This is a genomic window from Burkholderia sp. MSMB1826 (assembly GCF_001526325.1).
Taxonomy (GTDB): domain Bacteria; phylum Pseudomonadota; class Gammaproteobacteria; order Burkholderiales; family Burkholderiaceae; genus Burkholderia.
Genome location: NZ_LOYN01000015.1, coordinates 556,165 through 582,396, shown reverse-complemented (window position 1 = coordinate 582,396; position 26,232 = coordinate 556,165). Strand labels below are relative to the sequence as shown.

The window sequence follows — 26,232 nt, the reverse complement described above, 5'->3', positions numbered from 1 at the left end:
TGCGCCGCTTATTGCGTGAAGTTTTGCGACCGGCGCGGCACATAGCCCGTCAGGCGCCAGCGGCCGTCGTCATCGAGACGAAAGCTCAGCTTTTCGTAAACGGTCGCACCGCTCGCGAGCGTCGTCGTGTAGTCGACGTTCGCGTACAGGCCGTCGGGCATCGACGACGAGTTGCTGTAGCGGATCCGCGTGATTTGCGCCCAGCCGCGATGGTCGACCGCGCCGACCGACTGGCGTGCCTGCTGCATCTGTGCCGCGAACTGGTCCTGCTTGAAGCGCGCCTTGACGAACGGTGCGGCGTCGGTCCACACCGCGCCGTACTGGCCGGCGTCGAGCTGCTTGAACACCGCATCCGAGTCGCGGAGCAGCGCGTCGGCCGATTCGCCGGCGGATTGCGCGTGCGCGCCGATCGCGATCGATGCGGCGGCGCAGCCGATCAGCCATTTTGCGCGAGTGAGGGGCGTGCGTGCGTTCATGGTGAGGGTCCTGAAAGGGCGGCGCGTCACGCGTCGCGATAGAGGGCGGCGATCGCGTCCGTATAGGCCGCGACGTTCTCGGGGTTGTAGATGCTGACCGAGCTGAGCACATGCCTCGACTGCTCGCGGTACCCTTCCAGGTTCGCGTCGTGCTCGGCGAACGCCTTCAACAGTGCGCGGCCGCCCGCCTGGCAGTCGAAGTCAGGATAGAAATACCCGGCCTTGCCGAGGAACGGCGAGTTGTGGATCAGCGGATAGTCGCCGTACAGCAGTTCGTAGTACAGGTAATTCTGCGCGTTCTCCCACGTGTGCGACACCACCGCATCGCCGTACGCGGCCATGAACTCGTACACCGCATAGCGGCTTTCGAACGTCGTGATGCCGTGCTCGACGATGTCGAGACTCTTCGCGAAATGGATGAACGTCGTGTGATCCTTCAGGTGAATCGTGTTGCACACGCGCACGAATTCGAGGAAGGCCGGATTCGCACGGTAAGCCTCTTCCGTGATCAGCATCGGAATGATGCTCGTCTTCACCATGCAGATGTTCGGCTCGAACATCGTCACGCGCCAGCGCGGCTTGCCGGGCTGATAGCCGAACGTCAAGCCGGCGCCGAGCGTCGCGCGCGCCTTGTCGAACAGCATCGGGTGCCAGATGTGCGGGACGATCGTGACCGGCGCGCGCAGGCCCGTCTGGTAGTAGTGCAGGCACGAGCGCTCGAACTCGGGAATCGTCCACACCGCGTCGTACGGCGCGCCCGAGAACAGGAAGCCCGATGGCTTGTCGAACATCGCGCGTTCGATGTCGATCACGTAGTCGTTGCCGACCCGCATCGTGACCACCTTGCCGCCGCGCTCGCGGAACGCGCGCAGGTAATCCGCGCCGAACTGCGCGCTCATTTCGATCAGCACGTCGCAGCGCTCGAGCGCTTCGTCCATCGACAGCAGCGGCACGTCCCACTCGCCGAGCATCATCTGCGGATCGGCAACGTGTTCGCCGCCGTTCACCATCACGGCTTCGGCGACGAGCGGCGATTGGCGCAGCAACAGGATCAGCAGCAGGCAGTTCTGGAAAATGCCGTTTTCCCACAGCGACTGGCCGGCGCCGCGCACGAACAGCGACACGCCGACGACGAGACGCTTGCCCTCGCCGGGCGCTTGACGGGCATTGGAGTCCGACATGCGTATGCTCCGGTTCAGGCGACCAGACGCGAGACGAACGCGTCGAGGTTCGCGGGGTTGTCGATCGAGACCGACTGCAGCAGCCGGCCCGCCTTCGCGCGGTAGTCGTCGAGGCGTTCGTCGTGATGCAGCCACGCTTCGAGCAGCGCACGGCCGCCGGCGGCCGAGTCGAAGTCCGGGTAGTAATAGCCGGCGTCGCCGATCAGCGTCGAGTTGTGGATCAGCGGATAGCCGCCGTACAGCACGTCGTAATACAGATAGTTCTGCCCGTTTTCCCAATGGTGCGACACGACCGCATCCGCGTGACGCGCCATGAAGCCCGGCAGGTCGAGCCGCGGTTCGAACGTCGCCTTGTGCTGGCGCACGAGATCGAGGCTGTTCGCGAAGTGCACGAAGGTCGGATGTTCCTTCATGTGCATCGAGTTGACTACGAACATGTGCTGCACCGCGTCAGGCCGCGCGCGATAGAACTCGTCGCACGCGAGCATCGGGTAATGGCAGGACTTGGCGACCGAGATGTTCGGTTCGAGCGTCGCGAGCTTCCACGGCCGCTGGCCGGGCCGATAGCCGAACGTCGCGCCTTCGTCGGCGAGCGTGGCCACGCGGCGCTCGAGGAAGTACGGCGACCAGATGTGCGGCATCAGGTGGACGGGCGCGCGCAGGATCGTCTGCAGCATCGGCGCGGCGGTCTTGTCGTATTGCGGCAGCAGCCACACTTCGTCGAACGGTGCGCCGTTGAACACGTGCCCCGACGGTTTCCCGAAGATCGGCGTCTCGCACAGGCCCGCATACACGTGCCCGCAGAAGAACGCGGCGATCTTCTTGCCGAGCGCCTTCATGTGCCTGAGCCATTCGACCGGCAACTGCGCGCCCATTTCGATCACGACGTCGAGTTCGTGCGTGACGTCGGCGGGTTTCACGAGCGGGACGTCGAGGCCGTCGAGTTCGAGGCCGGCCGGCAGCGCGTTGGCGTCGCCGCCGTTCAGGAAATAGACGGGGCCGACGCGATCCGAACGCTTGAGCATCATCGCGAGGAACGCGATGTTCTGGTGAATGCCGTTCTCCCAGATCGCCTGGCCGTCGCGCGCAAACAGCGAGATGCCGACCGCCGGCCGTTGCTTGCGGGTGCCGCTCGCGGCGGCTTCATTGATGTCCGTCACCGGTTGTTTCCTCTGCGGCGTCGTGCGTCCGGGCATCGCGTCGAGCGTCTGGCCGGCAGCGGCGCGCCGTGGATCGTCATGGTTGGAGTCGCGCCGGTGCGCCGCCGTGCGCGAATCGGGCGACGGGATTCGCGCGGCCGGCAGCCGGATTCCGGCGTGTCGCCGGCACGCCTCGCACGGCGCGCGTCGGGCACGCTGCCCCGGCAACTGTCTGCCGGCGATTGTGGCACGGAAACCGCCGGTTTTGGCAGGACGTGACGAACTTTGACATCGCCGCCGGCCAACGGGAACGGGCGCCGACGAAGCGGCGCCCGGTCGTCCGGCGGCCTGCCGGCGCGGCGCGGTGGCCCGCCGGCTCGCGCGGCCGCATGAGCGGCCACGGGCGGCTCAGTGCTGCAGCCGGATTTCGACGCGGCGGTTGCTGGCGCGGCCTTCCGGCGTCGCGTTGGACGCGACCGGATCGGCCTTGCCGCGGCCCGAGACCGTCATCGCGTCGGTCTTCAGCCCGTGCGCCTTCAGATAGGCGGCGACCGATTCGGCGCGGCGCTTCGACAGCGCGAGGTTGTAGTCGTCGCTACCGACCGAATCGGTGAAGCCGGTGACCGTCACTTGCGAGTACGTGCGGTCGGCGCGCTCGCTCAGCAGCCGGTCGAGCGATTCGCGCGCGGTCGGTGCGAGCGTCGCGTGATCGGTGGCGAACAGCGCGTCGCCCGACAGGTTCACGCGTTCGACCACGGCGGCGGCCGGCTCGGCGGCCGGGGCTGCTGCGGCGGGCGCGGCGCCGCACTGGAAGACCAGCGTGGCCGGATCGGATTTGTCGCGCAGCGCGCGGGCCGAGTCGACGGCGCGCACGGGCTCGTCGCCGCAGATCCTGCGGGCGGCCTTCATGCAGGTCTGCGGGCCCGACAGCAGGCCGTGGCAGTCCACCTGGAAGGTGCGCACGCCGTCACGCGGCTGCAGTTCGGAGGCGCTGAAGGTCGGGCCGGATGCGGTCGAGCACGCGGCGAGGGCCATTGCGGAAAGCGCGAGCGCAAGAGCGAGTTTGTTCACGGTGACGTCCTTAAAGCTTGGGTTGACCGAGGCCCGCCGCGCGGCGCGCAGCGGGCTCGTCCTGCCGTCGGAGCCGCGGGCCGTCGGCGGCGAGCCGAACGGCCGGGCGGCGCGACGCGTTACTTCCACTGATACAGCATGCCGGCGCCGATCACCTTCTGACCGCCGCTGAAACCGCCGTTGATCGACGCCTTCAGGTTCTCCGTGATGCGCGCCTGCATGTTGACCGCCATCGCCTTCTGGCCGAGGAAGGTCGACGTGCCCACGCCCATCCCGAAGTTGGCGTCGCGATCGAGCTGCGGGATCGACGCCATCGCGCCGACGGCCGCGATACCCTGCTTCGCCATCTGATCGGTCTGCTGCAGTTGCGAACCCAACGAGTTGATCTGCGCCTGCTGGCCCGACAGTGCCGTCGACAGCGTCGTCTGCACCTGCGTCAGCTGGTTCACGTTCACCGCGTCGGTGCCTTGCGTACCCGGCGCGACGTTCGTGATCTGGCGCTGCTGCGTGTCGCTGCCGACCGACACCACGTTCGAGCGACCGCCGTCGTTCGAGCCCGCGCCGATCGCCACCGAGTTCGAGCCGGCGGTGACGGTCGGGACGTCGGTGCCCTTGCCGTTCATGTCGGCCGCGATGCCGTTGTTGTTCGCCGCACGCGTCGTGTTGTTGTTGAGCGTCGTCGACAGCTGGTTCAACTGGTTGTTGATGTTCGTCACGCCGGTCGACAGCGACGCCACGTTGCTGTTCGTCGTACTCAGGCCGGTGGACAGCGAGCCGATGCCCGTCGAGGTCGACGTGGACAGCGAGTTGACGTTGCTGTTCACCGTGCTGAGGCCAGTCGACAGCGAGTTGATCGCGGTCGAGGTCGACGTGGACAGCGACGCCACGTTGCTGTTCGTCGTGCTCAGGCCGGTCGACAGCGAGTTGATGCCGGTCGACAGCGACGCGACGTTCGATGCGGTGGACGTCGACAGCGTGTTGATCGCGTTGTTCGTCGCGTTCAGCTGGCTGCCGTTGATCGCGTCCGTGCTCGACGCCGAGATCCGGCCAGCGGCGACGTTCGTGATCTGGCGTTCCGCGCCCGGTGCGCCGACGCTCACCACGCCGACCGGCGAGCCGCCCGCGAACGGGTACGTGACGCCGCCGATCGTGGCGCTCGAGGTGCCGACCGCCGCGGCCGTGACCGAGTTCGCGCCGAGTGCGATCGAGTTCGCGACGTTCGCTTGCGCGTTCGTGCCGAAGGCGAGCGCGTCGGCGGCCGTGGCCTTGGCGGCCGAGCCGTAGGCCTGTGCGCCCGTGGCGCTGGCCGTGGCTTGGCTGCCCAGTGCGATCGTGTTGTCCGCGGTGGCCTGGTTCGAGCTGCCGAGGGCGAGCGCGCTGGCGCCGGTTGCCGTGTTCTGGTTGCCGAGGGACACCGCGCCGTCGCCGGTCGCCGTGTTGTTCGCACCCATCGCCACGGCGCCGGTGCCCGTCGCGACGTTCGGATCGCCGATCGCGACTGCGCCGTCGCCGGACGCGGTGTTGCCGGAGCCGATCGACACCGCCTTGCCGCCCGTCGCCGATGCGTTCTGACCGATCGCGACCGCGCCTGCCGTCTGCGCGTTCGAGCCGTCGCCGACTGCGACGCTGCTGGCGCCCGCCGCGCTGGCGTTCACGCCGGCGGCGAGGGCGTTGGTGCCCGTGGCGCCGTCGTTGGCGTAGTTGGCTTGCTGCACGCCGTTGTCGTTGACGCTGTAGTAGTGCGTCTTCGCGGCGTTGATCGCGGTCGAGGTCGACGTGGACAGCGACGACACCGAGCTGTTCGTGCTGCTCAGGCCGGTGGACAGCGAGCCGATGCCGGTCGAGGTCGAGGTGGACAGCGACAGGATCGTGCTGTCCGTGCTGCTCAGGCCGGTGGACAGCGAGCTGATGCCGGTCGAGGTCGAGGTCGACAGGGACGTGATGGAGCTGTTGGCCGAGGACAGACCCGTCGAGGTCGAGGTCGACAGCGAACTGATCGAGCTGTTGGCCGAAGACAGACCGGTCGAGGTCGAGGTCGAGAGCGAGGTGATCGAGCTGTTGGCCGACGACAGGCCCGTCGAGGTCGAAGTCGAGAGCGACGTGATCGAGCTGTTTGCCGACGACAGGCCAGTCGAAGTCGAGGTCGACAGCGAGGTGATCGAGCTATTCGCCGTGGACAGACCCGTCGAAGTCGAGGTCGAGAGCGACGTGATGGAGCTATTGGCCGTGGACAGGCCCGTCGAAGTCGAGGTCGACAACGACGTGATCGAGCTATTGGCCGTGGACAGGCCAGTCGAGGTCGAAGTCGACAGCGACGTGATGGAGCTGTTAGCCGTGGACAGGCCCGTCGAAGTCGAGGTCGAAAGCGACGTGATCGAGCTGTTGGCCGACGAGAGACCGGTCGAAGTCGAAGTCGAGAGCGACGTGATGGAGCTGTTAGCCGACGACAGGCCCGTCGAGGTCGACGTGGACAGCGAGGTGATCGAGCTGTTGGCCGTGGACAGACCCGTCGAGGTCGAAGTCGAAAGCGACGTGATCGAGCTGTTGGCCGTCGACAGACCCGTCGAAGTCGAGGTCGACAGCGACGTGATCGAGCTGTTGGCCGTCGACAGACCGGTCGAAGTCGAAGTCGACAGCGAGGTGATCGAGCTATTCGCCGACGAGAGACCGGTCGAGGTCGAAGTCGACAGCGACGTGATCGAGCTGTTGGCCGTGGACAGACCCGTCGAGGTCGAGGTGGACAGCGACGTGATCGAGCTGTTGGCCGACGACAGACCCGTCGAGGTCGAAGTCGACAGGGACGTGATGGAGCTGTTAGCCGTGGACAGACCCGTCGACGTCGAGGTGGACAGCGACGTGATCGAGCTGTTGGCCGACGAGAGGCCCGTCGAGGTCGAAGTCGACAGCGACGTGATCGAGCTGTTTGCCGAAGACAGACCCGTCGAGGTCGAAGTCGACAGCGACGTGATGGAGCTGTTCGCCGTGGACAGGCCAGTCGAAGTCGAGGTCGAGAGCGAGGTGATCGAGCTGTTAGCCGTCGACAGACCGGTCGAGGTCGAGGTCGAGAGCGAGGTGATCGAGCTGTTAGCCGTCGACAGACCGGTCGAAGTTGACGTGGACAGCGACGTGATCGAGCTGTTGGCCGAAGACAGACCCGTCGAAGTCGAGGTCGACAACGACGTGATCGAGCTGTTAGCCGTCGACAGACCCGTCGAGGTCGAAGTCGAGAGCGACGTGATCGAGCTGTTAGCCGTCGACAGGCCCGTCGAAGTCGACGTGGACAGCGACGTGATCGAGCTGTTGGCCGAAGACAGACCCGTCGAGGTCGAGGTCGACAGCGAGCTGATCGAGCTGTTGGTCGAAGACAGACCCGTCGAAGTCGAGGTCGACAGCGACGTGATCGAGCTGTTGGCCGTGGACAGGCCGGTCGAAGTCGAAGTCGACAGCGACGTGATCGAGCTGTTAGCCGTGGACAGGCCGGTCGAAGTCGACGTGGACAGCGACGTGATCGAGCTGTTAGCCGTGGACAAGCCGGTCGAGGTCGAAGTCGAGAGCGACGTGATCGAGCTGTTGGCCGTGGACAGGCCGGACGAAGTCGACGTGGACAGCGACGTGATCGAGCTGTTGGCCGTCGACAGACCCGTCGAAGTCGAAGTCGAAAGCGACGTGATGGAGCTGTTAGCCGTGGACAGACCCGTCGAAGTCGAGGTCGAGAGCGACGTGATCGAGCTGTTAGCCGACGACAGACCCGTCGAGGTCGACGTGGACAGGCTCGTGAGTCCCGAGCCGGTCGCCTCGAGCGCCTGATTGGTCTGGTAAAGCTGGGAGCCGTTGATGGCGTCCGTGCTGGTTGCACTGATCCGGCCAGCCGCGACGTTGGTGATCGTTCGTTCGGCACCGGCGTTGCCGACGCTGACCGTGCTGGTCGGCGACGTGCCCGCGAAGCCGTAGGTCGTGCCGTTGATGGTTGTCCCGGACGTGCCTACGACCTTCTGCGTGGCCGAATTGCTGCCCAGTGCCACGTCGCCGCTTTGCGCGCCGGCGACCGCATTGCTGCCGATGCTAACCGTGTCGTTGACCGCGATCTGTGCGCCGGCCTGGTTGCCCATCGCGACGTTGTTGTTGCCGGTGGTGCCTGCACCTGCATAGGAACCGAACGCCGAGTTGCCGCTGCCGGTCGTCGAGGTCCCGGCGTAGTAGCCCGCCGCAGTGTTGTAGGAACCATTGACGTAGGTGCCCGCGCCGACGCCGAATCCCGCGTTGTAGTCGCCGGTTACCGAAAGGCCTGCCGTGTTGCCGACAGCCGTGTTGCCGACACCGGCCGTGTTCTGGCCGGTAGCCGCGCCGATCGCGACGTTGTACGACCCGCTGCTGCCCGTACCGGCTGCCGAACCGATGCTGATGGAGGCGTCCGTCGCGGCCTGGGCGCCGTCGCCGATGGCAACGCTCTTGGCGCCCGCCGCGGTCGCATTCGTGCCTGCCGCAAGCGAGTTGAAGCCAGTCGCGCCGTCGTTGTTGTAGTTGCCTTGCGTCGTGCCGTTGTCGTTGACGCTGTAGTAGTGCGTCTTCGCATTGTTGATTGCGGTCGAGGTCGATGTGGAAAGCGACGTGACCGAGCTGTTGGTCGAGCTGAGGCCGGTTGACAGCGAACTGATACCGGACGAAGTCGACGTGGACAGCGAGCTGATCGAGCTGTTGGCCGTGGACAAGCCCGTCGAAGTCGAGGTCGAGAGCGACGTGATCGAGCTATTGGCCGTGGACAGACCCGTCGAAGTCGAGGTCGAGAGCGACGTGATCGAGCTGTTAGCCGTCGACAGACCCGTCGAGGTCGAGGTCGAGAGCGACGTGATGGAGCTGTTGGCCGACGACAGACCCGTCGAAGTCGAAGTCGAGAGCGACGTGATCGAGCTGTTAGCCGTGGACAGGCCAGTCGAAGTCGAGGTCGACAACGACGTGATCGAGCTGTTGGCCGACGACAGACCCGTCGAAGTCGAAGTCGAAAGCGACGTGATCGAACTGTTGGCCGTGGACAGGCCAGTCGAAGTCGAGGTCGACAACGACGTGATCGAGCTGTTGGCCGTGGACAGGCCCGTCGACGTGGAGGTCGAAAGCGACGTGATCGAGCTATTGGCCGTGGACAGACCAGTCGAAGTCGAGGTCGAAAGCGACGTGATGGAGCTGTTGGCCGACGACAGACCCGTCGAGGTCGACGTGGACAGCGACGTGATGGAGCTGTTAGCCGTGGACAGACCCGTCGAAGTCGAAGTCGAAAGCGACGTGATGGAGCTGTTGGCCGTCGACAGACCCGTCGAAGTCGAAGTCGAAAGGGACGTGATCGAGCTGCTAGCCGTGGACAGCCCAGTCGAAGTCGAAGTCGAAAGCGACGTGATCGAGCTGTTGGCCGTGGACAGACCAGTCGAAGTCGAGGTCGAGAGCGACGTGATCGAGCTGTTGGCCGTCGACAGACCGGTCGACGTCGAGGTCGAGAGCGACGTGATGGAGCTGTTAGCCGTGGACAGGCCCGTCGAAGTCGAGGTCGACAACGACGTGATCGAGCTATTGGCCGTGGACAGGCCAGTCGAGGTCGAAGTCGACAGCGACGTGATGGAGCTGTTAGCCGTGGACAGGCCCGTCGAAGTCGAGGTCGAAAGCGACGTGATCGAGCTGTTGGCCGACGAGAGACCGGTCGAAGTCGAAGTCGAGAGCGACGTGATGGAGCTGTTAGCCGACGACAGGCCCGTCGAGGTCGACGTGGACAGCGAGGTGATCGAGCTGTTGGCCGTGGACAGACCCGTCGAGGTCGAAGTCGAAAGCGACGTGATCGAGCTGTTGGCCGTCGACAGACCCGTCGAAGTCGAGGTCGACAGCGACGTGATCGAGCTGTTGGCCGTCGACAGACCGGTCGACGTCGAAGTCGACAGCGAGGTGATCGAGCTATTCGCCGACGAGAGACCGGTCGAGGTCGACGTGGACAACGACGTGATCGAGCTGTTGGCCGACGAGAGACCGGTCGAGGTCGACGTGGACAGCGAAGTGATCGAGCTATTAGCCGACGACAGGCCGGTCGACGTCGAACTCGACAACGAGGTAACCGAGCTGTTGGTCGAGCTGAGGCCCGTCGACAGCGACGTGATACCGGTCGACAGCGACGCAATGGCGCTGCCCGACGTCGATACCGTAGTCGAGAGGGAGTTCACGACCGAATTGGTTGCGAAGAGCTGCGAGCCGTTGATCGCATCGGTGCTGGTCGCAGTAATTTGACCGGCCGCGACATTGGTCACCTGACGCTCGGCGCCAGGCGCACCCACGCTGACCACGCTGGTCGGATTGCCGCCTTGGAACGTCGCCGTCACGCCACCGACGGTGCCGGTCGGCGTCGGGTTCGGCGCCGACGTCGTGGAGCCGCTGCCGAGTGCAACGTCGCCGGCGTTGTTGGCCGTCGCGTTCTGGCCGATTGCGACTGCACCGTTTGCCTTCGCGTTCGCGGTGTCGCCGACCGCGACGCTGCTTGTACCGGCAGCGCTGGCGGCCACACCGGCGGCCAGCGAGTTGACGCCGGTCGCGCCGTTGTTGTTGTAGTTGGCCTTTTGCGTACCACCGTCGTTGACGCTGTAGTAATGCGTCTTGGCGGCTTCGATCGCGGTCGAGGTCGACGTCGACAGCGAGGTGATCGAGCTGTTGGCCGACGACAGACCCGTCGACGTGGACGACGAAAGGGATGTGACCGAGCTGTTAGCCGAGCTGATGCCGGTGGACAGCGAGTTGATGCCGGTCGAAGTCGAGGTCGACAGAGACGTGATGGAGCTGTTGGCCGACGACAGACCCGTCGACGTGGACGACGAAAGGGATGTGACCGAGCTGTTAGCCGAGCTGATGCCGGTGGACAGCGAGTTGATGCCGGTCGAAGTCGAGGTCGACAGAGACGTGATGGAGCTGTTGGCCGACGACAGGCCGGTCGACGTGGACGACGAAAGCGACGTGACCGAGCTGTTTGCCGAACTGATGCCCGTGGACAGCGAGTTGATGCCCGTCGAAGTCGAGGTCGACAGAGAAGTGATCGAGCTGTTGGCCGACGACAGGCCGGTCGACGTGGACGACGAAAGCGACGTGACCGAGCTGTTTGCCGAACTGATGCCCGTAGACAGCGAGTTGATGCCCGTCGAAGTCGAGGTCGACAGCGAAGTGATCGAGCTGTTGGCCGACGACAGACCGGTCGACGTGGACGACGAAAGCGAAGTGACCGAGCTGTTTGCCGAACTGATGCCGGTGGACAGCGAGTTGATGCCGGTCGAAGTCGAGGTCGACAGAGACGTGATGGAGCTGTTGGCCGACGACAGACCGGTCGACGTGGACGACGAAAGGGACGTGACCGAGCTATTTGCCGAACTGATGCCGGTGGACAGCGAATTGATGCCAGTCGAGGTCGAGGTCGAGAGGGACGAAATCGAGCTGTTAGCCGACGAGAGGCCGGTCGACGTCGAAGTCGACAGGCTGCCGATCGCGCTCGTGGTCGTGCTCATGCCGGTGCTGAGCTGGGCGACGGTGACCGCGTCCTGCGGTGCCGAGCCGTCGGCGACGTTGGTGATACGGCGCAGTGCCGTCGAACTGCCGACGGACACTTCCGACAGCGGTGCGGTGCTGCCGGTCAGGTAACCCGTCCCGCTCGGTGCCGCAGCGCCGGTCACGCTGCCTGCACCGATCGCGACGCTGGACGCGTAGTTGGCCGTGCCGCCGAGTGCCAGGGCGTTGGTGCCGGTTGCCGTCGCGGCATTGCCGATGGCGGATGCGCCGGAGCCGGCCGCGGTGGCCGCCGAACCGAGTGCCGTGCCGTTGGTGCCTGCCGACGTAACGGCCGCGTTCGAGCCGATCGCGATACCCGACGTCGTTGCCGAGTTGACGTTGGAGAAGCGGCCCAAAGCAATAGCGTTGGTGCCGGCTGCAACGGCACCGCCCGAGCCTGAACTGTTGCCGCCGCCGATTGCAATCGAGCTGCTGCCCGACGCCGTGGAGTCGTTGCCAACGGCCGTCGCACCCGTATTCAGCGCCTTCGCGCCCGAGCCGATGCCGATCGCGCTTGCGCCGGTCGCCGTCGTGGCCTGGCCGAAAGCCTGCGAATAGTTGCCCGACGCAGTTGCGTTCGCGCCGATTGCAATCGACGTCGAACCGCTGGCCGTCGTCGTGCTCCCGTTGTTGCCGCCGATCGCGATCGACTGTGCGCCCGTTGCGGAGACGCCGCCCCCGCTATTGCCTGCCACATACTGCGCATGCGCGACGCCCGCCCCCGCGACGAGCACGGCGGCTGCAACGGCCTTCACGACGGCCGACTTGTTCGGCTTGCCCCGTGCCGAATCGTGTTCCGATGCCGCGACCCAGGCGCCAAGGGCTTCGTTCCAGATCGAGCGGTATGTGCGGTTCATGTCCTGCTACCTCCAAATGTGCACGCCACACACCGGTCTCTTTCGTTAGAGGATTACTCCGTGCGCTCGCGCGAATCTCAAAATTGATGGGCGGAGTTTATTGGAGGTGGTTTTTATAGATTGATAAAGAGTGATAAATAGAGGGTTTTGAAAGTTAAAATATGGTTAATGGGTCATGTTTTGATGCGTCAACGAAGAATGGTTTTGAAGGATGTAAGAATGTGTCGTGTAGGGTTTGAATTTCTTCGGACCAAGGTGAAATTCATCATAAAAATCAATGGTTTAAGATATTTTTGTGAAGTGGGTGCTCCAAGCAAACGTCTCAAAAGTAAGACAAATGAAATAGCAAACGTTTGCGGGATGGCAAATTCTTTCAATTTTGTAATGTAAATTTGGCGGCCGACAGTTGATGCTTCTTGAATTAAGTTAATTTATTAAATTATATTCTGTAAGAATTTATTTTTGCTTTGATGGATTATCTGAAAATAAATTTAAACAGAGAAATTGCATCGCCGGCTGTGCTGAATTGCGCATCCTGGCCAACGCCAGCGCCCGTCTGACGGGCGTTCCGGGCAGGCGCGGTCGCCAAATTTGTAAAAAAGTGCTATGGGCAATTGACCGGCGCTCAAGCATTCATATTTCGGATTTGTCCTATTGACAGGATCGGCGTGGAGGCGGAAAGAGAGGCGCTAAACAATCACCGGAAGGCAGCCCGTGGCGGTTTCCTGTCGGACATCGACAGATTGTTGAACGCGTCGTCCCGGGCGCGTCGGCGAGGGCTCCCCAATTGTCAGATCAGGGGGCGACAATTTGCCCGTGTGCCGGACTAAAAGGGGCGGGTACAACTGTGTCGGGGACGCGACATCCGGGAGGTGGATGCAGGTTGGTGCGAGGGCATGAGCCGTGCGATTGAGTGACTACGCGCTCGAGGCATCGACGCCCGCAAGCAGGACACCTGCTGGCCGAGGCGGAACCACGCGGGTTCGATTCCGTGCCCCCGTCCCGGAAGCACGGGCGATCCTTGCGCTTACATGCCGACGTGCCGAACGAGTGTGGCCGCCGTCACGGTCTCGCCGCGGGCGTACAGTCGATGGCCACGGTGGCGGACGGCCCCTGCGTCGCACTCGATCCGGCCAGCGCGGTCAGCAATCCAGCTTGGTTGGTCAGACACTGAACGTTGACCGTATGTGCATCGATCGGAGTCATCGTGATATTGCGGCCTTGCCACATGAAGACAAGGTTCGTCGACGGGATGTTCAGCGGCGTTGTCGTGCCGGTGGCGGTACATTGGCCACCGGAGGGCGAGCTGCATTGCAAGGAGATGGAGGAGCCGGCGGCGAATGCGGCACCGGCTGCGCTGGCAAGGACGATTCCGGCCAAGGCATGGGTAATCGATTTCATTTGGAATCCTGAGTAGTTGTGTGTGGGAAACCATACGATCCGGCCGTGCCACGGCGTGACTCACGAACCGTCAGCCCTGTCGCGACGCGTGCGGTGACATTCCCGGTACGGCCAGAGCCGGCCTGTCATCGCGGAACATAACGTACGTTAGCGTGACGACGCATGTCAAGAAAACGCAGTGCCTGAAAAGCGATTCGGTCGTGCCGATAGCGAGTGCCACCCGCAGGACAGCCTTTGCGAACCTCGAGCGTGCCAGTGACGGTGTTCCGCGGACGAGACGATTGCCGATTGCCGGATCCGGCAACCGGCAATCCCACGGTCTTACTTCCTCATGAACCGCAGCGCGAACCGCGCCATGCGCGGCACGAACATCGGGCGCAGCAGGCGCTCGTCGTAACCGGCCATCCGACGGTCGTTTTCCGCGAGACACAGCTCGATCAGCTCGCGCGGGTTCAGCGCATCGCCGATGTCGGCGGTGCTCGTTGCCGGGAAGTTCGCGTCGTGCGCGACGCCATCGGCGTCGATGCCGCGCGCAATGCCGATGCGCTCGCGGATCAGGTGCACCCATACGGCCGCGACGCGTACGAAGAACCACGGCCGGCGCCACCACGGCAGGTTGCGCCAGTGCCACGCGAACCAGTTCACGAAGAACAGGATGTGGCGGCCTTCTTCCTGGATCACCGGTTCGAAGGTTTCGACGAGTTCGGGCGGGAAATAGCCGGAGCGCTGCGCGGAACGGAACAGGCCGAACGCGAAGAAGCTGTCGATGCACTCGCTGAAGCCCGTGACCATCCATGCCCATTCGGCATGCTTCGGCGCCGGGTAGGGCGGTTCCGGCGCGAGCGCGATGCCGTACGCCTCGACGAGCTTCGACAGCACGACCTTGTGGCGGGCCTCCTCGCCGCCGTCCATCTCAAGCGCGCGGCGCAGCAGCGGATCGTCGACCGTCGCGGCGTAGGTCGCCACGCGGATCGACGCGCGGCCTTCGGTTTGCACGGCGATGTCCCAGATCGGCAGCGACGTGAGCCGCCGGAGTTCGGCCGGCTGGAGCGCCGGCCAGTCGATCACGGCCGGCTTGTACGGGTTGTGTGTGTCGAGCAGCATCCGACAGAACATCTGCTTGTGCGCATCGGAACCGATTCGGACCGGGCCTTGCCTCTCGAAGGTCCAGTTGCGCATCGCGTGATCTGCGGCTGCATGCTCTTCGTGCAGCGTGTCGGTCATGGCTATTGTTATGCGATTACGGATCGAAAGATTCTTGCACAGCTTCCGTCATCGCGTATTTTCGAGTGGCCATAGGCACGCCGGCCCCGCACGCGTCGCGGTCACGCGTTCGTGTCGACCCAGAGGCGGCCCCAGCGCGACGCGTAGGCGAGGGCGTGTTCTTCCTCGAAGAAGAAATCGATTGCGTCGAACGACACGGAGCGCGGCGACGGCCCGCCGCTCGCGCGTTCGATCGTCAGGTTGGCGGCGAACAGCCCGTTCGGCAACCGGGCGGCAGCGGGAGCGACTTCGTAGCCCTTGTAGCGGATCGTACGGTTCATGGGGTGGCGCGCAAAAAAGTTCGGACTTTCAGCGTACGAAAACGGGCCGCCTGCGTGAACCAATCTTTCGGCCAATGCAAATGACGCGCGGGGCTGAATCGTTATCGGGGCGGTGCGCGGGAGTCGTGCTTTCGGCAGGCGTGGCGGCGCGCCACGGCACGTCGCCACGCGTCGGAAGAGGCGGCGCGCACGCCCTCGTCGAATCCTGTCGACCGAAGGCGCGCGGCGGAATGCGGAGGTTACTGGTTGGCGACTTTCAGCACGGGTGCGAGCGCATCGACCGATGCCGCATGCGAGGCCGCACGATGCGACGCGAACGCGAGCGCGAATTCGGCGGCTTGCGCACCGACCGTCTCGAGTTGCGCGACGACCTTCGGATCCGAGCAGCTATCGGCGCTTTCGAAGCGGGTTTCGAGCGTGTTGACGGTGGCGCCGAACGGCGTCGGCCAGCCGCGCAGCGCATGGACGATCGAGCGCAGCGACGTCAGTACGGTGCCGGCCGCCTGCCAGCCGTACGCGGTGACGATCAAGCCGACCGCACGGCCGTCGAGATACGGGCGGTCGTCCGCGCGCAGCTCCTCGAGCGTGTCGAGCGCGTTCTTCACGAGACCGGACACGCCGCCGTGATAGCCGGGCGTGGCGATGATGATCGCGTCGGCCTGACGCACGGCGTCGATCAGCTCGCGCTGCGCGTCGGTCAGCGTTTTGTGTTCGGGCGCGTAGTGCGGCAGCGTATGCAGGAACGGGCCGTCGAACAGGCGCGTGCGCGCGCCGGCGGCTTGCGCGCCGCGCAGTGCGAACGACAGCGCGCGTTCGGTGGACGACGCGGCTCGGGTGGTCCCGCCGATGCCGACGACGAACGGGCGGCGGTGTTGATCGAATGCAGTCAAGGGGCGCTCCTCGGGAATGGCTTGCCCGGCTAAGCACAGGCTTAAAACCAGATGGTAACGACCCCGTCGCCACTCTGAAAACGACTTTTCGTTCTATCGATATGCCGCGCGGCGACGGCACGCGTGCGCGCGGCCCCGCAGATCGATAGCAGAAATGCTTGGTTGGGACGGTGCGCCACGGTCGATAAGATGGGCTCGTCTCCTCCATGATGTCTCTACTGACATGGGTTGGCCCCGCCGCGCGGATGCTGGCGGGGCTTTTTTTCGTCCTCGGCCGGAAAACGGGGCGGGATGCGCGGTGGCGCGGGTTCGTTACTCGAACACCGGCCGGAAGAAGCTGCGCTCGTAGCTGACGATGCACCGGGTTTGCTCCGCGTAGCGGAACGCGGCCTGGCAGGCGGGATCGTCCTTCGAGCGTTCGCGGTAGCGCTCGTATTCGGCGAGGCTCGGGAACGAGAACATCGCGAGCGCGATGTTGCTCGCGCCTTCGGACGGCAGGAAGTAGCCGTGATGCGTGCCGCCGAACTGCTCGACGAGCGGAATCCACATCTTGCCGTAGGTTTCGAATTCGTCGAGTTTGTACGGATCGACGACGTAGCGAAGGAAGCAGGTGATCATGGGCGCTCGCGGTGGGGTGACGGAGCGGCGAGTCTGGAGCGCGGGGCGGCACGTGTCAACGGCGAGCGCGCCGGCAGGCGCGTCGTCACCACGCGACTTCATCGCACGACGCGCTGCTTGCGCGGGCAACGATCGATGCTTCCCTGCACTCGCCGCGACACGCACGCGGCATCGGCGCGCACGAGATGCGCTTCCTCCGTCAGCCGCGTTACCCCGGGAGTTACTCGTCGCGGCTGCGCGTTTCGCCGCCGCCTTTCGCGAGGCGCCATGCGATCGCGCCGAGCACGCCGACCGCGACGATCAGCGCGCCCCACAGCACGTAGCGGCGCCCGGCATCCGCATCGGCGGCCGCCGCCGGCACGACCGCCGATGCCGGCAGCGCCGCGCCGACGCGGGCGGGCCGCACTTCCGGCACCATGCCGACCAGCAGCGCGTCGCGGCTCACGGCCGACGATACGAGCGACGCGTCGCCGACGCCGAGCGTAAACGGCGGCGTGCCGCGCGCGACGAAGGTCAGCGCGGCCGGATGCCAGCCGAGCGCGACGGCCGGCTGGCCGCCGCCGAGCCCGCCGTTGCGCATGTCGACGACGATTCGCCATGCGCGATCCGTGTTCGCGACGAACTCGAGCGGCGGATTGCGCTGCTCGCCGCCCTTGCCCTGCAGGCGGAACAGCACGGCGGCCGCGACGTCGCGCCACGGCGCCTGCGCATCGGCGCGGCTTTGCAGCGTCGCGCGCGCGACGGTGTTCGGCTGCGGCAGGTCGATGCGCACGCGGTCGACCGGATACGCGCCGTCGGTGTCGAACAGATACTCGCCCGGCGCAGCGCCGGCGCGTATCCGCACGGCGTCGCGCCACTGGCGCGGCACGGACGCCGTGTCGACGCCGCGTGCGTCGCGCGGATGCGTCTCGACGTCGACCGACGCGATCGACGGCGCGCCGTCGGGCCAGTCCAGCCGAAGGTAGCGCGGCGCCGCGCCGTCGAGCGCGATGCGCTCCTGCACCAGCATGTCGTTGCCGCGGCCGACCTTCAGCAACTGCGTGCTGCCGAGCGGCCGCCAGGTGCGCAGGTCGTCGCTGGCTTCGACGGACACACGTCCCTGGTAGCTGTCGTCGCCCACGTGTACGAGCAGCGCGTCGACGCTGCCGTCGGCATGCGACAGATCGACGAGGTCCGCGCCGTGCCGGGTGAGCGAAGGCGTCGCGACGGCCGCGCGCAGCGCGCCGTCCGGGCCGACCGTCACGCCGGGCGGCGCGTTGCCGTGTTCGGCGCGCGTGGGCGGCAGCGAGAACCAATGCACCGGCGTGCGGGACGGCGGCACGGCGGGCGCGGCCGCGGCGGGTGCGTCGAGCGAGTACGGCACCGGCTCGCCCGCGCCGTTGAAGACGCGCACGTCGCCGAGATCGTCGCGCCGGCTCGCCGCATACACGGGCTGAGGCACGGTGAGCTGGTAATACGCGGCGCTGCCGTCGAGATCGAGCGCGAAGCGCTGCATGGCGCGTCCGGCGTTCGGTGCGCCGTCGGCCGCCGCGAACGACGCGAGCAGGCTCAGCCCGAGCAGGGCGGCGCGTCGCTTCATGGCCGGCCGTCCTGTTGCGCGGCGGCCTTCGGCGGCAGCGGCGAGAAATAGCCGATCAACAGCAGCAGCACGCCGATGCCGATGAACGACACGATGCGCTCGATGCCGGTGACGTGCGACAGGTCGAACAGGAACAGCTTGACGACCGTGAGCGCGAGCAGCGCGGCGCCGACGAACCACAGCGGTCGCAGCCCGCGGCGCGTGGCCCAGATCGTGATGGCGAGCGCGCAGACCGTCCAGTACACGGACACCGATGCCTGCACGAGCGTCGATTCGGTCATCGCGCCGAATGCGTACGGCACGCCGGCCCAGTGATGCAGCGTGCGCAGCATCAGCACGTTGAACCACAGGAACACGGTCGCGATCGCCAGATAGCCGACGACGCGCGGATGCCACGCGATGCCGAGCGCTTTCAGGCGACGCAGCCACGCGGCGAATGCGACGAAGACGAGACCCTGCGCGACGTCGAGCGGATTGAGCAGCGGCAGCCAGAAGAGCGGCGCTGCGTCGCCGTCGCTCACCGTGCTGGCGAGACTCCACAGCCACAGCAGCGCGGCGAGCGGCGCGGCCCCCCACACCTGATAGGCGCGCGGGAACGCCGCGACGGGCCAGCGCAGGCGCGAGCCCGTGCCCGACACGAGCAGGAGCAGCGCGCCGAAGCCGTACGCCCATGCGCTCCAGCTCCATGCGCCTTCCGGGACGAACGCGCGCAGGCGCCAGAAACCTTCGAGCGACAGCAGCGCGCACAGGGTCCAGAACGTCAGCGTATGCAGCGGCGCGAGCAGGCGCGCTGCAACGGAGGGCGTCGCACCGCGCGCGTCGGCGGCGCCGGTGGTGCCGCGCGACTGGCGCCACAGCAGCGCAAGTCCCGCGCCGACGACCACGGGCCACGCGAACGCGCCCATGCCCGACAGCGGCGCTTCGTGCGCATCGAACGCACGCAGCGCGAGCAGCGCCAGCACGGGCGCGAGCGCGAGCGCGGGCCATTCGGCGAGCGGCCACGCGAGCCGGCGGCGCGTGGCGTGCGCGAGCCATGCGGTGCCGGCCGCGAACAGCGCGGTCGTATCGATGACGAAGCGCTCGACATGCAGGTCGACGTGTCGGCTCGCATAGACGAGGATCTCGTGCAGCCCGCCGCTGACCCACCACAGCAGCCCCCACGCGGCGGCCGCGACACCGATCTCGGGCATCCATGCGTGCCAGGCGCGCGCTTCGCCGCGTCCGTGCAGCCACCAGCCGGTGAACAGGCCGGCGAGCGCGATCAGCAGCATCGCGACATACGGGCTGTTGAGCACCGGCAGCGCGGCCGTGTCGGCCGGGCCAAGCAGGCTCGTGAAGAACGCGCCGGCCGCGGCGACCTGCATCAGCAGCCCGAAGCCGAACGGCAGCAGGCGTTTCTGGCGCACGCCGAGCCACACGACGGCCGCGCCTTCGATGGCCCACGCGGCGCTGGTCGTCGGCCCCGAGAACGCGAACGGCACCGCGAGCGTCGCGAAAATGACCGCAAGCGCGAGCATCGATTCGAACAGCAGCCCGAGGCGATCGCGGCGCCGCGCAAGCCAGGCGGCCACCGCGACGTAGAACGCCGACAGCGCGACCGCGCTCCATGCGAGCCCGAACGGCATGCCTTTCACGAGCGAAGCCTGCAGCGCGGTCGCGACGATCGGCGTGCCGAACACGAGCGTGCCGTCCACATAGTGTCGCAGCGCGAGTTCGCGTTTCACCGCATATAGCAGCGCGATGCCGACATACATCAGGAAGAACAGGACGAGGAACGGCTCGGTGCTCGCGAACAGCGTGGGGCGATAGGCCGTCACGCCCCACGCGGAGCCGATCGCGAACGTGAACACGAAGCCGAGCAGGTTCAGCGGGCGCCAGGCCTTGAACCACGCGATCGCGAAGATGCCCGCGTTCAGCAGTGCGTAGTAGCTGAACAGCGCGACGTGGTTGCCGTGGCCGGTCGACAGCAGGATCGGCGCGAGGAAGCCGCCCGCACTGCCCATGAACGCGAGCGGCAGCGCGTTCTGCCGCACCGCGAGGAATGCGCTCAGCGCGCAGACCGCGACCATCAGCGGGAACGCGGCGCCGACGGGCAGCAACGCATCGAGCCTGGTCGCGGCGAAGATCGTCAGGTACAGGATGCCAATGCCGCCGCCTTGCAGCACGAGGCCGTATGCGGCGCGGCGCGCACGCACGCGCCAGCCGATCGCGAGCAGCGCGGCCGCCGCGAGCGCCGTGCCCGCGAGACGGAATTCGATCGGCAGCATGTCGTTGTCGGCCGCGTACTTGAGCAGGAACGCGACGCCGAAGAACAGCACGACGATCCCGACACGCACGACCGTGTTGCCGCCGAGCAGCCAGTCGCGCGCGGCGCCGAACGCGCGTTCGGCGATGCCGGGTGTACGCGGCGCGGGCGGTTCGGGCGGAGCGGCAGGCGTGCCGGCGGGGGTGTCGGCGCGAGCGGACGCCGCTGCGGCGCGTGCCGCGGTGGCCGGCGCGGGCGGTGGAGTGGGCGCCGGCGTCGAAGAGGAGGCCGGCGTGTCCGCGCGTGCGGCGGCCGGTCGTGGCGCGTGCGGTGTCGGGAAGTGCGTCGGCAGCGGTGCGGAGGCGGCGTCGGCCGAAGCCGTCGGCGCGATGCCGCCGGATGTCGCCGCGCCGGCCTGCGTGCCCGCCAGTTGAGCGCGCAGCGCGTCGAGTTCGCGCGTGAGCGTGTCGACGGTGGCTTCGAGGCGCGCGACGCGATCGGCGAGCGGTAACGGGGCGGGAGACGGCGCGGCGGCGGCCCATGCGTCGGGCACGGCGCGCCGGCTCCGCAGCTTGCGTTGCCGCAGCACGTGCCCGACCCAGAACCCGGCGGCGGCCCCGAGCAGCGCGCCGCTCGCGGCCGGGAAATCCCCGATCAAGGCGGCGATGCCGCCCACGACGAAACCGATTACGGCGAATGCCCAGTTCAACGCCTTGCTCCCTCTCACTATCGTTATCGTCCTTCGACCGGAATCGCACCGGATCGAGGCGGTTTCAGCACGGCCGGCAGGCGAACCGGCATGCGCGCGCCATGCGGCTGGCGCCCTCGTGCGGAAGGCCCGCGGCAACGTCGCGATCGGCGTGTTTGCGGCGAATGTATCACAGCGTGCCTGCCCGGATTTCCGCGGTTGGCGCGGTATCGCGGCGTGCGCCGTTCGGTGTCGCCAAACGGCTTTTTGCACGGTCATGCTTTTTATCGGCGCATGCGGTGGGTGTTTTCGTCTGAGTAGAGGCGCGTCGGAACGGACGTCAACTTGTCGGAAAGCGACGCGTGCCGGATGCGGCCTGGCGCAAAATCCCATGTGCCGTTCGCCGCGCTGCTGCGCACAAGTCCGAAGGGCGATGCCCGTCGCAGCAGGCCGTGCGCGTATTGCGCCGCCGCAATCGGCGGCGCGGCCCGCCGGACGGGGCTGCCGGCCGTGTCGTATTTGCGCAAGCGTTTGTCGTAATTCGTCGGCAGGCCGGGGTTTTTTCTGGCAACTATGTAGGCACGCTATGACAAGCGCGAGTCCCCGCTACACGAGGAGAAGGTTTCGATGGATGCCCCCAAGGTTGTGGTCGAAGGTCTGTGCAAGGTGTTTGGAAGTAATCCGCAGCAGGCGCTCGACATGCTCGCCGCCGGCGCGACGAAGGACGATGTGCTCAAGCGCACCGGTCAGGTCGTCGGCGTGCACAACGTCTCCTTCGATGTGCAGGAAGGCGAAATTTTCGTGCTGATGGGCCTGTCCGGTTCCGGCAAGTCCACGCTGATCCGCCTCGTGAACCGGCTGGTCGATCCGAGCGCCGGCAAGGTGCTGATCGACGGGCTCGACGTCGCGTCGGCGCGCCGCTCGGCGCTGACCGCGCTGCGCCGCAAGGACATGAGCATGGTGTTCCAGTCGTTCGCGCTGATGCCGCATCGCACCGTGGTGTCGAATGCCGCGTTCGGGCTGGAAGTCGCGGGCATGGGCAAGAAGGAGCGCGAGCGCCGTGCGATGGAAGTGCTCGAGCAGGTCGGCCTCGCACCTTTTTCGCACAAGCTGCCGTCCGAGCTGTCGGGCGGGATGCAGCAGCGCGTCGGCCTTGCCCGCGCGCTGGCCGTGAACCCGTCGCTGATGATCATGGACGAGGCGTTCTCCGCGCTCGATCCGCTCAAGCGCCGCGAAATGCAGGACGTCTTGCTGCAACTGCAGAAGGACCAGCGCCGCACGATCATGTTCGTGTCGCACGATCTCGAGGAAGCGCTGCGCATCGGCAACCGCATCGCGATCATGGAAGGCGGCCGCCTCGTGCAGGTCGGCACGCCGCAGGACATCATCGCGAACCCGGCCGACGATTACGTGCGCGCGTTCTTCGACGGCATCGACACCAGCCGCTACCTCACCGCGGGCGACCTGATGCAGACGGGCGCCGTGCCTACCATGTCGAAGTGCGATGCCGCGAACGTCGCCGCGTCGCTGAACGGCAGCGCCGACTACGCGTTCGTGCTCGATGCCGAACGCAAGATTCGCGGTTTCGTCACGCGCGAGGCGCTCGGTCAGGACACGCCGTCCGTGCGGCCGATCGAAAGCATCCGGCGCGATGCGTCGCTCGAACACGTCGTCGCGCGCGTGGTCGCGAGCCCGAATGCACTGCCCGTCGTCGACGACGACGGCTGTTACTGCGGCTCGGTCGATCGTGCGCTCATCCTGAAGGCCATCACGCGTTCGCGAGGTTCCCATGTCTGAAATGATTCCGCTCGGTACCTGGGTCGACCAGTCCGTTCACTACCTGCTCGACCACGACGCGAAGACGTTCGACGCGATCGGTCGGGCGATCGAAGGGCTCGCGGCATTCGTCGAGCATGGCCTGCAGGCGATCCCGATGTGGCTGATGATGGCGATCTTCATCGGCGTCGGGCTGTGGCGGGTGGGCTGGCGTTTCGCGCTGTTCACCACCGCGTCGCTGCTGCTGATCTTCGCGACCGGCTTCTGGGATCAGACGGTCATCACGCTCGGCCTCACGCTGTCGTCGACGATCATCAGCCTCGTGCTCGGCATCCCGCTCGGCATCTGGGCCGCGAAGAGCAAGTGGGTCGCCGCGATCGTGCGCCCGATTCTCGACCTGATGCAGACGATGCCCGCGTTCGTCTACCTGATTCCGGCCGCGATGCTGTTCGGTCTCGGCCGCGTGCCGGGGATCCTGTCGACGGTGATCTTCGCGATGCCGCCCGCGGTGCGTCTCACGAGCCTCGGCATCCGCCACGTGAACCGCGAGATCGTCGAAGCCGGCCAGGCGTTCGGCTGCACGCCGTGGCAACTGCTGTACAAGGTGCAGTTCCCGAACGCGCTGCCGTCGATCATGCAGGGCGTGAACCAGACGATCATGATGGCGCTGTCGATGGTGATCATCGCGTCGATGGTCGGCGCGGGCGGCCTCGGCAACGACGTGCTCGCGAGTATCCAGCGTCTCGACATCGGCCTCGGTTTCGAAAGCGGTCTGTCGGTCGTGCTGCTCGCGATCATTCTCGACCGCATCACCGAGAGCTTCGGCCGCGCGCCGGGCACCGTGAAGGCGCCGCTGTTCTCGGGCCTCAAGCAGCTCTTTCGCGTGAAGGCCGAGCCCGCGCAGGCATGATCTCCGGCGGCCGGGCACGCGCCGGCCGCTCCCCCTCGTCGAACACGGCTCCCGCGGCTCGCGCCGCGGGGCTGGCTCCCTGCAACCTCCTCGCCAGGAGACCGATGTGACGTCCGCCGTCGCTGTCGCGCCCGCCGCCTGCGTTTCACCGGTTTCGTCCCTCGCCCATTTCGGCTTCCTGACGCTGCCGAACTTCTCGATGATCGCGTTCTCGAGCGCGGTCGAAGTGCTTCGGATGGCGAACTACGTCGGGCGGGCGGAACACTACAAGTGGTCGATCTACTCGCTCGACGGCGCGCCCGCGCATGCCAGCAACGGCATCGCGGTGCGGCCCACGCAGGCGCTCGACTACGACGACCTGCCCGACGTGATGATCGTGTGCGGCGGCATCCGCATCCGCGACATGGTCGACGAGCGCGCGCGCGATACGCTCGCGGCGCTTGCCGCACGCGGGCTGCCGCTCGGCGGCATCTGCACCGGCGCCTACGCGCTGATGGCGAGCGGGCTGCTCGACGGCTATCGTTGCACCGTGCACTGGGAGAACCTGTCCGCGCTGCATTCCGAATTTCCGCAGGTCGGATTCGCCGACGAATTGTTCGTCGTCGATCGCGACCGGCTGACCTGCACCGGCGGCACCGCGCCGCTCGATCTGATGCTGAACCTCGTCGGCATGCGGTTCGGCCAGCAGTTGGCCGCGCAGGTATCCGAGCAGTTCATCCTGGAGCGCATCCGCAGTTCGACCGATACGCAGCCGATTCCGGTCGACGCGCGGGTCGGTTTCTCGCGCGCGGAGCTGATCGAGGTCGTGCGGCTGATGGAGGCGAACATCGAGGAGCCGCTGTCGCTCGAGGAGCTCGCGCGGCTCGTGCGGCTCTCGCAGCGGCATCTGCAGCGCATGTTCAAGGTGTATCTGAACGTATCGCCGACCCACTATTACCTGACGTTGCGCCTGAAACGCGCACGCGACCTGCTGCGTACGACCGACGCATCGATCGCGCGCGTGACGACGGTCTGCGGCTTTCATTCGCCGTGTCATTTCAGCAAGGCATACCGCGCGCAGTTCGGCCATGCGCCGAGCTACGAGCGCCGGCTGCCGGGGCGCTGAACGGGGCGATCAATCGGTCCGCGACGTCGCCGGGATCGCGGCGCGCGGCTTCAACAAACGATCCCGCATTCAAGCAAACGACATCACTTTGAGGAGAAGCAAGATGAAGCGCCTATTGATCGCAGCGGTGTGCGGGATCGGGATAACCGCGCCGATGTCGGCCGTTTATGCGGCCGATCCGCCCGTTTGCAAGAACGTGCGCTTCGCCGATGTCGGCTGGTCCGACATCGCGGCGACCACGGGCCTCGCATCGACGATGCTGCAGGGGCTCGGCTACACCCCGACGAAGACGATCGCGTCGGTGCCGATCACGTTCGCGGGGATCAAGAGCAAGCAGATCGACGTGTTCCTCGGCTACTGGTCGCCGACGATGGACCCGATCATCCAGCCGTTCACGAAGGCCGGCACGATCAAGGTGCTCGCGACGCCCAACCTGACCGGCGCGAAATACACGCTTGCGGTGCCCGACTACGTGTATCAGGGCGGCCTGAAGTCGTTCGCGGACATCCAGAAATTCGCGGACAAGCTCAACGGCAAGATCTACGGGATCGAGCCGGGCAACGACGGCAACGCGCTGATCAAGAAGATGATCGACGGCAACCAGTTCGGCCTCGGCAAGTTCAAGCTGGTCGAGTCGAGCGAGGCCGGGATGCTGGTCGAGGTGAACCGCGCGATCCGCGACAAGCAGTGGATCGTGTTCCTCGGCTGGGAACCGCATCCGATGAACGTGCAGATGAAGATCGACTACCTGACCGGCGGCGACGACGTGTTCGGCCCGAACTACGGCGAAGCGAAGGTGCTGACGGCGACGCCGCCCGACTACGCGCAGCGCTGCCCGAACGTCGCGAAGTTCGTGTCGAACCTGCAGTTCACGACGTCGATCGAGAACCACGTGATGGTGCCGATCATGAACAAGCAGGATCCGAACAAGGCCGCCGCCGAATGGCTGAAGGCGAATCCGCAATCGCTCGACAAGTGGCTGGCCGGCGTGACGACGATCGACGGCAAGCCGGGCCTGCCGGCGGTGAAGGCCTACCTCGGCGTGCATTGAGCGTGACGCGTCGGGCTTTGCGGCCGCGGCCCGAAGCCTGACGCGAATGTCGAGCCGACGCAAGCAGGACGACCTGCTTGCGTCGGCTTTTTGCTGCGTGCCGCGCACGCGCGCCGACGGCCGGCGGGCGATGCGCTAGAC

At 66.3% G+C, this 26,232-nt stretch carries 15 protein-coding genes and 1 pseudogene; 4 read left to right on the top strand and 12 right to left on the bottom strand.

All coding sequences use genetic code 11. The features are described 5' to 3' along the window. Positions 1 to 8: 8 nt before the first annotated feature. From WS95_RS09480 to WS95_RS09395, 12 genes are all read right to left on the bottom strand, one after another. Positions 9 to 476, bottom strand: coding sequence for a DUF4019 domain-containing protein (locus WS95_RS09480; RefSeq protein ID WP_059782884.1), 468 nt, complete (start codon positions 474 to 476; stop codon positions 9 to 11). Between the two features lie 26 nt (positions 477 to 502). Further along, complete coding sequence (locus WS95_RS09475) at positions 503 to 1,657, bottom strand: DUF2827 domain-containing protein (RefSeq protein WP_059782887.1); 1,155 nt, start codon at positions 1,655 to 1,657, stop codon at positions 503 to 505. A 14-nt stretch (positions 1,658 to 1,671) separates the two neighbouring features. Next, positions 1,672 to 2,817, bottom strand: coding sequence for a DUF2827 domain-containing protein (locus WS95_RS09470; protein ID WP_059823574.1), 1,146 nt, complete (start codon positions 2,815 to 2,817; stop codon positions 1,672 to 1,674). Between the two features lie 387 nt (positions 2,818 to 3,204). Then, positions 3,205 to 3,867, bottom strand: a complete 663-nt coding sequence (locus WS95_RS09465; protein WP_034204166.1) for an OmpA family protein — start codon at positions 3,865 to 3,867, stop codon at positions 3,205 to 3,207. 119 nt (positions 3,868 to 3,986) lie between these two features. Next, the gene (locus WS95_RS34730) at positions 3,987 to 12,284 is read right to left on the bottom strand and encodes an ESPR-type extended signal peptide-containing protein (RefSeq protein WP_156444465.1); all 8,298 of its coding nucleotides are present in this window, start codon (positions 12,282 to 12,284) and stop codon (positions 3,987 to 3,989) included. 1,062 nt (positions 12,285 to 13,346) lie between these two features. Next, on the bottom strand, positions 13,347 to 13,685 hold the full coding sequence (locus WS95_RS34725) for a hypothetical protein (RefSeq protein ID WP_156444462.1): 339 nt from the start codon (positions 13,683 to 13,685) through the stop codon (positions 13,347 to 13,349). A gap of 321 nt (positions 13,686 to 14,006) precedes the next feature. Beyond that, positions 14,007 to 14,909, bottom strand: coding sequence for a hypothetical protein (locus WS95_RS09420; protein WP_059823446.1), 903 nt, complete (start codon positions 14,907 to 14,909; stop codon positions 14,007 to 14,009). 101 nt (positions 14,910 to 15,010) lie between these two features. Beyond that, a complete protein-coding gene (locus WS95_RS09415) occupies positions 15,011 to 15,229 on the bottom strand; it encodes a hypothetical protein (RefSeq protein WP_006480563.1) in 219 nt (72 codons plus the stop codon). Positions 15,230 to 15,468: 239 nt separating this feature from the next. Continuing rightward, entirely contained in the window at positions 15,469 to 16,119 is a 651-nt protein-coding gene (locus WS95_RS09410; protein WP_059502143.1) for an NADPH-dependent FMN reductase, read from the bottom strand. A 312-nt stretch (positions 16,120 to 16,431) separates the two neighbouring features. After that, positions 16,432 to 16,737, bottom strand: a complete 306-nt coding sequence (locus tag WS95_RS09405) for an NIPSNAP family protein (RefSeq protein WP_059823444.1) — start codon at positions 16,735 to 16,737, stop codon at positions 16,432 to 16,434. Between the two features lie 220 nt (positions 16,738 to 16,957). Beyond that, a complete protein-coding gene (locus WS95_RS09400; RefSeq protein WP_059823442.1) occupies positions 16,958 to 18,316 on the bottom strand; it encodes a DUF3999 domain-containing protein in 1,359 nt (452 codons plus the stop codon). Then, positions 18,313 to 21,270: a DUF2339 domain-containing protein gene (locus WS95_RS09395; protein ID WP_059823440.1), complete on the bottom strand. Its 2,958-nt coding sequence runs from the start codon at positions 21,268 to 21,270 to the stop codon at positions 18,313 to 18,315. The genes WS95_RS09400 and WS95_RS09395 overlap by 4 nt, the downstream gene beginning before the upstream one ends. Positions 21,271 to 21,553: 283 nt before the next feature. Between WS95_RS09395 and WS95_RS09385 the strand changes: the two are divergent. The 4 genes and pseudogenes from WS95_RS09385 to WS95_RS09370 form a co-directional block, all read left to right on the top strand. Then, a pseudogene (locus WS95_RS09385) lies at positions 21,554 to 23,046 on the top strand (quaternary amine ABC transporter ATP-binding protein); the annotation flags it as partial. Further along, positions 23,039 to 23,935, top strand: coding sequence for a choline ABC transporter permease subunit (gene choW / locus WS95_RS09380; protein WP_059781119.1), 897 nt, complete (start codon positions 23,039 to 23,041; stop codon positions 23,933 to 23,935). The pseudogene WS95_RS09385 and the gene choW, both read left to right, overlap by 8 nt. Positions 23,936 to 24,041: 106 nt before the next feature. After that, a complete protein-coding gene (locus WS95_RS09375; protein ID WP_034204175.1) occupies positions 24,042 to 25,040 on the top strand; it encodes a GlxA family transcriptional regulator in 999 nt (332 codons plus the stop codon). 103 nt (positions 25,041 to 25,143) lie between these two features. After that, entirely contained in the window at positions 25,144 to 26,091 is a 948-nt protein-coding gene (locus WS95_RS09370) for a choline ABC transporter substrate-binding protein (protein ID WP_034204176.1), read from the top strand. Positions 26,092 to 26,232 lie beyond the last annotated feature (141 nt).